Here is a 1,935-nt window from a genome sequence, read left to right as displayed (position 1 = left end):
GATGCTGCCCGGGCCGATGCCGACCTTGACGCCGTCGGCGCCGGCTTCCACCAGCGCCAGCGCTGCCGCACCGGTGGCGATGTTGCCGCCAATGACGTCGATTTGCGGATAGTTCTGCTTGACCCAGCGAACCCGATCGAGCACGCCTTTGCTGTGTCCGTGAGCGGTGTCCACAACGATGGCGTCGACGCCGGCTTTCACGAGGGCCTCGACACGCTCTTCGGTGCCCTCACCCACCCCGACAGCAGCACCCACGCGCAGCTTGCCGTGCAAGTCACGCGCGGCATTGGGGAAGGTGGTCTGTTTGGTGATGTCCTTGACGGTGATCAGGCCCTTGAGCTCAAAATCGTCGTTGATCAGCAGCACGCGTTCCAGACGGTGCTTGTTGAGAAGCGCCTTGGCGTCGGCCAGGGAGGCTGTTTCGGAAATGGTGATGAGGCGCTCGCGCGGGGTCATGATGGTGCTGACCGGCACATCCATGCGGGATTCAAAGCGCATGTCGCGCCCGGTGACAATGCCGACGACCTTGCCGCCGTCAATCACTGGAAAACCGGAAATGCCGAGTTGCTCGCTGAGCGCCATGACCTGGCGTACGGTATGCGTGGGGGTGATGACCACCGGGTCGCGCAGCACGCCGCTTTCGTAGCGCTTGACCTTGGCCACCTCGGCGGCCTGCTGCTGCGGTGTCAGGTTCTTGTGAACGATGCCTATGCCGCCTTCCTGAGCAATGGCAATGGCCAGCCGGGCCTCGGTGACAGTGTCCATGGCTGCCGACACGAGCGGYAGATTCAGGCGGATGTTTCGGGAAAACTGGGTGGAAAGTGAGGTGTCCTTGGGCAGGACCTGGGAGAACGCTGGCACCAACAATACGTCGTCGAAGGTGAGCGCTTTGCCGAGTAGGCGCATAGGGATGGCTCCAAAAACACGATTGTACCCTTGTCATCAAAACCCGTCGGTACTTACCCCTAGCAGCCCTTGCCTGCCCGTGCGGACCGCTTGCCAAGGGTTGTAAAAAAGCCGCTTTACCCGTCAGCCTGAAGAAAACCGGACGGCGCAGCGCTACACTGGCGAAATGCACTCCAAATCCGTTTTACGCCCTCTCCTCCTGGCCCTGGCCTGCGGGTCATTCGCCCTCACAGCTTTCGCCCAGTGGCAATGGATCGACAAAGACGGCCGCAAGGTCTACAGCGACCGGTCGCCGCCTTCAGATATCCTGGAAAAAAACATCTTGAAGCGCCCGGGAGGCATGGCGAGAACGGCTGCAGCTGTTGAGCCTGCCGCTAGCGCGGCCGACCCTGCAACCCCCGCGGCGTCTGCACCCGCCGGCAAAGCCAGTGCGCCCAAGCTGTCTGGCAAGGATGCCGACCTCGAGGCCAAGAAAAAACAGGCGGATAACGAAGAAGCGGCGAAGAAAAAAGCCGAAGAAGAAAAGCAGGCAAAAAACAAAGCCGATGCATGCGAACGCGCCAAGCGCTATCTGGGCACCCTGCAATCAGGTGTGCGGATTGGAACGACCAATACCAAAGGTGAGCGTGAAATCATGGACGACGCAAAGCGCGCAGAAGAATCCAAGCGCGCGCAAGGCGTGGCAGACGCAAGCTGCAGCAAATAAACTGGCGCGTGCCTGCCGCACCCGGCTCCACCGGTTTCCTGCCTTCCAGCTTTAATATCCCGCCTTGGCCCCAGGCCGCGCTTTGGCGAACAGGCCGGCGCTTTTCGCGCCTTGCCGGCTGAAACGTTCGCGACGCGCAACTTTGGGGTCGACGCGCAGGACGCGGTAAATTTCAATCCTGTCCCGGTCATGCAGCACATGCGCCAGCGTGGTTTTGCGGCCCCATATCCCGATCAGCGGACGGCTACTCAGCTGCAATGCCGGGAACTCCTCAAAAACCCCGGCCGCTGCAAGGGCCTGCGCCACAGTGGTTCCTGCGGCCA

General features: G+C 61.5%; 3 protein-coding genes. 1 reads left to right on the top strand and 2 read right to left on the bottom strand.

Features of this window, described 5'->3' with window-relative positions; translation table 11 throughout:
* Positions 1-906: IMP dehydrogenase (guaB, locus tag AC1D0Z_RS20585; protein ID WP_477660025.1), on the bottom strand; the 906-nt coding region annotated here is incomplete at its 3' end.
* 166 nt (positions 907-1,072) lie between these two features.
* Between guaB and AC1D0Z_RS20580 the strand changes: the two genes are divergently transcribed.
* Positions 1,073-1,612, top strand: coding sequence for a DUF4124 domain-containing protein (locus tag AC1D0Z_RS20580; protein ID WP_477660024.1), 540 nt, complete (start codon positions 1,073-1,075; stop codon positions 1,610-1,612).
* Positions 1,613-1,663: 51 nt separating this feature from the next.
* On the opposite strand, the gene AC1D0Z_RS20575 is transcribed toward AC1D0Z_RS20580, so the two are convergent.
* Positions 1,664-1,935: RnfH family protein (locus AC1D0Z_RS20575; RefSeq protein WP_477660023.1), on the bottom strand; the 272-nt coding region annotated here is incomplete at its 5' end.

It is taken from the genome of Polaromonas sp. P1_E3, assembly GCF_056405935.1.
Note: the sequence above shows the minus strand (reverse complement) of the source record. Positions and strands in the feature narration are given on the sequence as shown.